The organism is Inquilinus limosus MP06 (genome assembly GCF_000767795.1).
In the GTDB taxonomy this organism is placed as follows: domain Bacteria; phylum Pseudomonadota; class Alphaproteobacteria; order DSM-16000; family Inquilinaceae; genus Inquilinus; species Inquilinus limosus_E.
On sequence record NZ_JANX01000329.1, the window covers coordinates 1 to 7,008 of the forward strand.

The 7,008-nt window shown below is 70.5% G+C and carries 8 protein-coding genes; 6 read left to right on the plus strand and 2 right to left on the minus strand.

Annotated features, from left to right (window positions below):
• The 4 genes from P409_RS21820 to P409_RS21835 all read left to right on the plus strand — a co-directional run.
• Positions 1-361, plus strand: a 361-nt coding sequence (locus P409_RS21820) for an ATP-binding cassette domain-containing protein (protein WP_034843635.1), incomplete at its 5' end; no start/stop codon positions are given.
• Between the two features lie 222 nt (positions 362-583).
• Complete coding sequence (locus P409_RS21825) at positions 584-1,570, plus strand: ABC transporter permease (protein ID WP_034843644.1); 987 nt, start codon at positions 584-586, stop codon at positions 1,568-1,570.
• Positions 1,567-2,541, plus strand: a complete 975-nt coding sequence (locus P409_RS21830; protein ID WP_052121135.1) for an ABC transporter permease — start codon at positions 1,567-1,569, stop codon at positions 2,539-2,541. The genes P409_RS21825 and P409_RS21830 overlap by 4 nt, the downstream gene beginning before the upstream one ends.
• Positions 2,542-2,570: 29 nt before the next feature.
• Entirely contained in the window at positions 2,571-3,572 is a 1,002-nt protein-coding gene (locus P409_RS21835; protein ID WP_034843637.1) for a substrate-binding domain-containing protein, read from the plus strand.
• A gap of 131 nt (positions 3,573-3,703) precedes the next feature.
• On the opposite strand, the gene purN is transcribed toward P409_RS21835, so the two are convergent.
• Positions 3,704-4,315: a phosphoribosylglycinamide formyltransferase gene (gene purN / locus P409_RS21840; RefSeq protein WP_034843638.1), complete on the minus strand. Its 612-nt coding sequence runs from the start codon at positions 4,313-4,315 to the stop codon at positions 3,704-3,706.
• Complete coding sequence (locus P409_RS21845) at positions 4,315-5,346, minus strand: LacI family DNA-binding transcriptional regulator (RefSeq protein WP_034843640.1); 1,032 nt, start codon at positions 5,344-5,346, stop codon at positions 4,315-4,317. Before P409_RS21845 ends, purN begins: the two co-directional genes overlap by 1 nt.
• 148 nt (positions 5,347-5,494) lie before the next feature.
• On the opposite strand from P409_RS21845, the gene P409_RS21850 reads away from it, so the two are divergent.
• Both P409_RS21850 and P409_RS21855 read left to right on the plus strand, forming a co-directional pair.
• Complete coding sequence (locus tag P409_RS21850) at positions 5,495-6,583, plus strand: hypothetical protein (RefSeq protein ID WP_034843641.1); 1,089 nt, start codon at positions 5,495-5,497, stop codon at positions 6,581-6,583.
• 116 nt (positions 6,584-6,699) lie between these two features.
• The coding region (locus P409_RS21855) for a DUF4147 domain-containing protein (RefSeq protein ID WP_152613476.1) at positions 6,700-7,008 on the plus strand (309 nt) is incomplete at its 3' end.

Genomic DNA, 7,008 nt, shown 5'->3' on the forward strand with positions numbered 1-7,008 from the left:
GCTGCGCATCCGCCTGGCGTCGCCGCGCCAGCCGATCGGCGAGCTGTCGGGCGGCAACCAGCAGAAGGCGATCCTGGCGCGCTGGCTGATGACCGACCCGGAGATCCTGATCCTCGACGAGCCGACGCGCGGCATCGACATCGGCGTGAAGGCGGAGTTCTACGACATGATCAACGCGCTGGCGGCGGACGGACGGGCGATCCTGCTGATCTCCTCCGAGCTGCCGGAGCTGCTGACCCTCAGCGACCGCATCCTGGTGATGTCCGAGGGCCGGCTGACCGCCGAGTTCACCCGTGCCGAGGCGACGCAGGAGGCGATCATGGCCGCCGCCGTGCCCCGCCGCCGGGCGGAGGGGACGTGATGCAGGCCTTCAAACAGTCGCAGCCGATTCTAGTCCCCCCTCCCCTCGCTGGAGGGGGGCAGGGGGAGGGGGTTGGCGCCGCAAGAGCCGCCATCGCTTCGCCCAGGCGATTGGAGCGTTGTGCTCCGCAGGCAAGCCGGCCGGCTTCATCGACAACCCCTCCCCCTACCCCCTCCCGCGAGGGGAGGGGGGACTCAGAGGAGTATGCGCGAGGGCTTTCTCATGACCGCCCTGACCCGCCTGCTCGCCGCGCGGGAGGCCGGCATCGTGGTGATGCTGGTGCTGTTCTACGCCGTGGTCGGCGCGATCGAGCCGCGCTTCCTGACCTGGGAGACCTTCCGCATCGTGCTGCTGGCCATCCCGCTGATCCTGGTCGCGGCGATGGGGCAGATGATGGTGATCCTGGCCCGCCACGTGGATCTCTCGATCGGCTCGGTGCTCGGCTTCGCCGCCATCGCCGTCGGCATGATCTTCCGCGACGTTCCGGACTTCCCGATCTGGCTCGGCTTCCTGCTGGCAATGGCGATCGGCGCGGGGCTCGGCTTGGTCAACGGCTTCGTCGTCACGCTGTTCGGCCTGCCCTCGATCATCGTCACCCTCGGCACAATGAGCCTGTTTCGCGGGCTGGTGTTCATCCTGTCCGGCGGCCGCCAGGTCGACCCCAACCACATCCCGCCGGCCCTGATCCGCATGGCCCAGACCTCGCCGGTCGGCATCCCCTGGATCGTGCTGATCGCCTTCGCCGTCGCCGTCGCCACCCATCTGGCGCTGCGCCATCTGCGCTTCGGGCGCGAGATCTACGCCATCGGCTCGAACCCGCCGGCGGCGCGGCTGCGCGGCATCCGGGTGGTGCCGGTCACGCTCGCCGTCTTCGCCCTGTCCGGCGCCTGCGCCGGGCTGGCCGGCCTGCTCTATGCCTCCCGCTTCGGCTATGTGAATCCCGGCATCACCGGCGTCGGCTTCGAGCTGACGGTGATCGCCGCCGTGGTCATCGGCGGGGTCAGCATCAATGGCGGCACCGGCAGCGTCGCCGGCACCGCGCTCGGCGTGCTGCTGCTCGGCTCGGTCACCGTGGCGCTGCCGATCCTCGGCATCTCCGGCTTCTGGCAGAACGCCATCTACGGCGCCATCATCATCCTGGCGCTGGTGATCGACCGCTCGGTCCGCGAAGGCGGCCTCGCCCATCTCTGGCGCCGGGGGCCGGCATGACGGTGCTGCCGATGGAACGACCCGCCTTCTCCTGGCGCCGCGCCTTGCTGCGGCCGGAGACGATGACCTTCCTGCTGCTGGTCGCGGCCGCCATCGCCGGCACCCAGCTGTCGCCTTTCTTCGCCGATCTCGGCTTCGTGCTGGAAAGCGCGACCTATTCGATCGAGTTCGGCATCGTCGCGCTCGTCCTGACCATGATCGTGATCTCGGGCGAGATCGACCTGTCGGTGGCGGCGATGATGGCGCTGTCCACCTGCCTGTTCGCGCTGGCCGCCAAGGCCGGTCTGCCGATGCCGGCGGCGATGACACTGGGCGTCCTGGCCGGCGCGGCGATGGGCGGGTTCAACGCGCTGCTGGTCACCTGGCTGCGCCTGCCGTCGATCATCGTCACCATCGGCACCATGACGCTATATCGCGGCATCGCCCAGATCTTCGCCGGCGACCGGTCGATCGGCGGCTTTCCGGACTGGTTCGTCGGCATCGACTTCGTCGAGATCGGCATCGTGCCGGTGCCGGTGATCGTCTTCCTCGTGCTGGCGCTGCTGCTGGGCCTGCTGCTGGGCCGCACCGTGTTCGGCCGGCAGATCTACCAGACCGGCACCAGCGAGACTGCGGCGCGCCATGCCGGCATCCGCGTTGACCGGCTGAAGACCCTGCTGTTCGTCGCCTCCGGCGTGGTCTCGGCCCTGGCCGGGCAGATGATGGCGTCGCGCCTCGGCTCGGTCCGCTACGACCTGGCGGCGGGCGGCGAGCTGCAGATGGTGCTGATCGTCATGCTGGGCGGCACCTCGATCTTCGGCGGCCGCGGCACCATCGCCGGCACCTTCCTGGCGCTGTGGCTGCTGGTGATCATCCAGACCGGCATGACCGTGGCCAACATCGCGATCGAGGCGCAGCTGACCGTGCTGGGCCTGCTGCTGATCCTGTCGATCATCGCCTCGAACGCGATCAGCGCCGCCCGGCGGCGCTGACCGGAACCAAGTCAAACAAGGAGGAAACCATGCCCCGGACCAAGCTTCTCACCGCCCTGGCGGTCACCGCCGGCCTGCTCGCCGGCCCGGCCCTCGCGGCCGACCCGGTCAAGATCGTGTACATCCCGAAGAACACCGGGAATCCCTATTTCGACAGCATCATCAAGGGCTTCGAGGATGGCTGCAAGGCGCTGGGCTGCGAGTTCACCACGGTCGCCCCGGCGACGCCCGACGCGACCTCGCAGATCCCCTTCGTCACCGCCCAGATCCAGCGCGGCGTCAACGTCATCGCCATCTCGCCGAACAGCCCGGACGCGTTGAACCAGATCTTCGACCGCGCCCGGTCGCGCGGCGTGAAGATCCTGGTGGTGAACTCCGACGTGCCGGGCAACGAGGCGCATCGCGACGCCGCCATCCTGCCGGTCGACTTCTCGCAGACCGGCGGCGCCCAGGTCGAGCTGATGGGGTCGATGATCGGCTACAAGGGCGAGGTCGCGATCCTGTCGGCCACCACCGACGCGCCGGACCAGAATGTCTGGATCGCCGACATGAAGAAGGCGCTGGAGTCCAACGCCAAGTACAAGGACATGAAGCTGGTCACCACCGCCTATGGCGACGACGACCCGCAGAAGAGCACGACCGAGACCGAGGCTCTCCTGGCCAACTATCCGAACCTGGCCGGCATCATCTCGCCGACGACGGTCGGCGTCGCCGCCGCGGCCCAGGTGGTGGAGACGGCGGGCAAGGCCGACAAGGTCAAGGTCACCGGCCTCGGCACCCCGAACCAGATGCGCCGCTTCATCGAGAACGGCACGGTCACCGCCTTCCAGCTGTGGAGCCCGTACAATGAGGGCTGGCTGGCCTCGCATCTCGCGGTCGGGGTGATGGGCGGCAAGATCGACCTGAAGCCGGGGAGCAGCTTCGAGGTGCCGAAGCTGGGCACGATCAAGATCGGCGACAACGCCCAGATCCTGACCCAGTCGCAGCCCACCACCTTCGACAAGAGCAATATCGGCGATTTCAATTTCTGAGGCGCCCCCTCCATCGTCATCCCGGGCGCGGCGCAGCACGAAGTGGTGCGCTGCAGACCCGGGATCTCTTCGGACCGGAGCGAGATCCCGGATCTGCGCCCCTTCGGGGCTTGTTCGGGATGACGCGGAACTTAGTTGGGCCGAGGGATCAACTCGCCGGTGGCAATCGACTGCAGCACCTCGACGAAGAAGGCCGGCTCGGCTTCGGCGATGCGCTGCTGCAGCGTCTCGACCGTGTCGCCCGACAGGACGGGAACCTCGCGCTGCGCCACGACCGGCCCGTGGTCGTACTCGTCATCGACGATATGGACCGTCATGCCGCTGACGCTGCGGCCCGCGGCCAGCACCGCCGCGTGCACGTGCCGGCCGTACAGGCCCCGGCCGCCGAACTCCGGCAGCAGGGCGGGGTGGATGTTCAGGAGGCGGCCGCGGTAGCGGTCCAGCGTGGCCGGGCCGATCTTGCGCAGATAGCCCGACAGCACCAGCCATTCGGCGCCTGCTTCCTGCATCACCCGGCAGAGAGCCAAGTCGGCTGCAGCCTCGCCGCCTTCGCTGGTCGCGCTGATGTGGCGGTGCGGGACCCCGGCCGCTTCGGCGAAGCGCAGCGCCGGCGCGTCCCGGTTGTTGCTGACCGCCAGGCAGGCCTTGCCCGCAAGCGTCCCATCGGCGATAGCGCCGATGATCGCCCGCATGCTGGTGCCGCCATGCGAGGCCAGGAAGCCCAGGCGCAGGACCGTGCTCATCACCGCTTTCCCTTCGGCCGGCCGATCGACCCGTGCAGCACCACGCTGCTGCCCAGAAGCACCCGGCGGGGCGGGGCGTCCAGGCCGTCCAGCCGCTCCAGCAGCATCCGCGCCGCCGTGGCGCCGACCTCGGCCATGTCGCGGTCGATCACCGTGATCGGCGGGTCGACCAGCTCGGCCAGCATCCGGTCGTCGGCCCCGGCCAGCGACAGGTCCCGCGGCACCGACAGGCCCAGCAGCCGGATCGCGCGCAGTGCGCCCTGGAAGATCTCGTTGCCGCCGGCGATCAGCGCGGTCGGCGGCCTTGGCCCGGTCAAGAGATCATGGGCTTCGGCCGCGCCGTACTCCGCGGTCTGGGCGCGGGACCGGACCAGCCGCTCCTCCACTGCCAGCCCGGCCTCGGCCAGGGCCTTGCGGAAGGCCTCGGCGCGGGCGCGGCCGGGGCGGATCCTCTCCGACGCGGTGATCAGCGCGATCCGGCGATGGCCTTGCGCCGCCATCTGCTTCACCAGCGTCTCGATCGGCCGCGCATGGTCGCTGTAGACCACGTCGGCCGCCACCGGCACGTCGCGGTCCAGGATCACCAGCGGCACGCCGATCCGGCCCAACCGCTCGACCACGGGGCCGTGCATCTCGTCCGCCAGGGTGACGATCAGCCCGTCCATCTGGCGCTGCTGCGCCGCCTCCAGAAAGGCCAGCTCGCGCGCCGGCGAGCGGTTGGAGGAGACGGCGAACAACATGTAGCCGGCGGCGGACAGCACCGGCTCGGCCCCGGTGGCGACGCGCGAGAATACCGGGTTCGCCATGTCGGGGATGAGGAAGCCGATGGTCCGGGTGCGGCTGGTGCGCATGGTCCGGGCGGCGGCGTTGGGCTGGTAGCCCGTCTCCGCCATCGCCGCCAGCACGCGGGCCCGCGTCGCCTCCGCCACCCTGGCGCTGCCGCCGGCGACGCGCGACACGGTGCCGATCGACACCGCCGCCCGCGCCGCCACGTCGCGGATCGTCGGCCGGCGCGGCGGGAAAACGTTCACAGGGGAAGGTTTCGTGCGATCGGCCATGGCTTGCCCGGATTCTCGCCGGAATCGCCCGTTGCTGCAATCGGCCGATGATGTTGACGTTTACACGCTCGTGCCGCTGCGGCATCGATGCTACGAGGCGTGAGGCTTCCGGGAGAAGACGATGATCGAGTTCGGTGTCGATGCGGTCCAGATCGTGTTCAACCCGGAGGGCGGGCACCTGCACGATGTGGTGGTGCGCTGGAACGGGCGGGAGATCCGGCCGACCCACCGGGCGCCCTGGATCGACAGCGGCGAGACGCTGCCGGACGACGTCCCGCTCGGCCTGCGCAACCTGGCGGGCGACTTCTTCTGCGCCCCCTTCGCCGACAGCGACCTGGACGGCGCGCCCGGCCATGGCTGGACCGGCAACGGACATTGGGAGCTCGACGGCATCGACCGGAAGACGGGGGGCGTCACCGCCCGCTTCACGCTGCAGGAAAAGGTGTTCGGCGCCACCGTGCGCAAGGCGGTGACGCTGCGCCAGGGCCAGCCGATCGTCTATCAGCGCCATGTCTTCGAGGGCGGCGCCGGGGCGCTGCCGATGGCGCATCACGCCATGATCCGGGTACCGGGCGGCGCTGCGCTCAGCTTCTCGCCCAAGGCCTTCGGCATCACCCCGCCGACCCCGGTCGAGCCCGACCCGGCGCGGGGGCGGTCGGTGCTGGCCTATCCGCAGCGCATCGCCGGGCTGGAGGCCGTGCGCCTGGCCGATGGCCGCACCGTCGACGCCTCGCGCTACCCCTTCGCCGACAGCCATGAGGACATCGTGCTGCTGGCCGAGGCGCCTGGCTCGACGCTCGGCTGGTCGGCGGCGCTGGCGGCGCGCGAGGGCTTCCTGTTCTTCGGCCTGAAGGACCCGCGCCGGCTGCCCTTCACCATGCTGTGGATGAGCAATGGCGGCCGCGACTATCCGCCCTTCTCCGGCCGGCACCGCCATGTGCTGGGGATCGAGGAGGGCTGCATGTACCTCCATCTCGGCCATCGCGCCTCGATGGCGCCGAACCCGCTGACCGCCGAGGGCTACCCGACCGCGATCGCGCTGCAGCCGGCGGGGCGGGTCGAGATCGCCTATGCCTTCGGCGCCATCCCGGCCGAGCCGGGTTGGGACCGGGTCGAGGCGATCGGCCACGGCCCCGCCGGGCTCGACCTGCGCATCGCCGGCGGCCCGGCCGTGATGCTGCCTTTCGAGGCGAGCCGGATCGGGCTCTGACCCATCTTTTTCGCGGGGTGGAACGTCCCCGGCCGTCCCGCGGCGATTCGGGCTTGAACCGCGGCCTGTCCTCGCCTTCGATGGGCCGCTTGCCGCCGTATCCGGAGACCGCGTCCATGTCCGCGTCCGATCGCGCCGTCCTCGAGGCCCTGTTCCAGGCCGCGCTCAGCGCCGCCTATCCGGAGACGCGGATGCGGCACCTGCTGCCAGAGCCGCCGAAGGGGCGCACCATCGTGCTCGGCGCCGGCAAGGGGGCGGCGCGGATGGCCCGGGCCTTCGAGACGTTGTGGCCGCATCCCTGCGAGGGGCTGGTCGTCACCCGCTACGGCCACGGCACGCCGACCGAGCGGATCGAGGTGGTCGAGGCCGCGCATCCGGTGCCGGACGCCGCCGGCCGGGCCGCCGCCGGCCGCATCCTCGACCTC

What these genes read in the sequence shown, in the direction of transcription:
- P409_RS21825 (WP_034843644.1), top strand. Translation starts at nt 584, where the DNA reads ATGACCGCCCTGACCCGCCTGCTCGCCGCGCGGGAGGCCGGCATCGTG.
- P409_RS21830 (WP_052121135.1), top strand. Translation starts at nt 1,567, where the DNA reads ATGACGGTGCTGCCGATGGAACGACCCGCCTTCTCCTGGCGCCGCGCC.
- P409_RS21835 (WP_034843637.1), top strand. Translation starts at nt 2,571, where the DNA reads ATGCCCCGGACCAAGCTTCTCACCGCCCTGGCGGTCACCGCCGGCCTG.
- purN (WP_034843638.1), bottom strand. Translation starts at nt 4,315, where the DNA reads ATGAGCACGGTCCTGCGCCTGGGCTTCCTGGCCTCGCATGGCGGCACC.
- P409_RS21850 (WP_034843641.1), top strand. Translation starts at nt 5,495, where the DNA reads ATGATCGAGTTCGGTGTCGATGCGGTCCAGATCGTGTTCAACCCGGAG.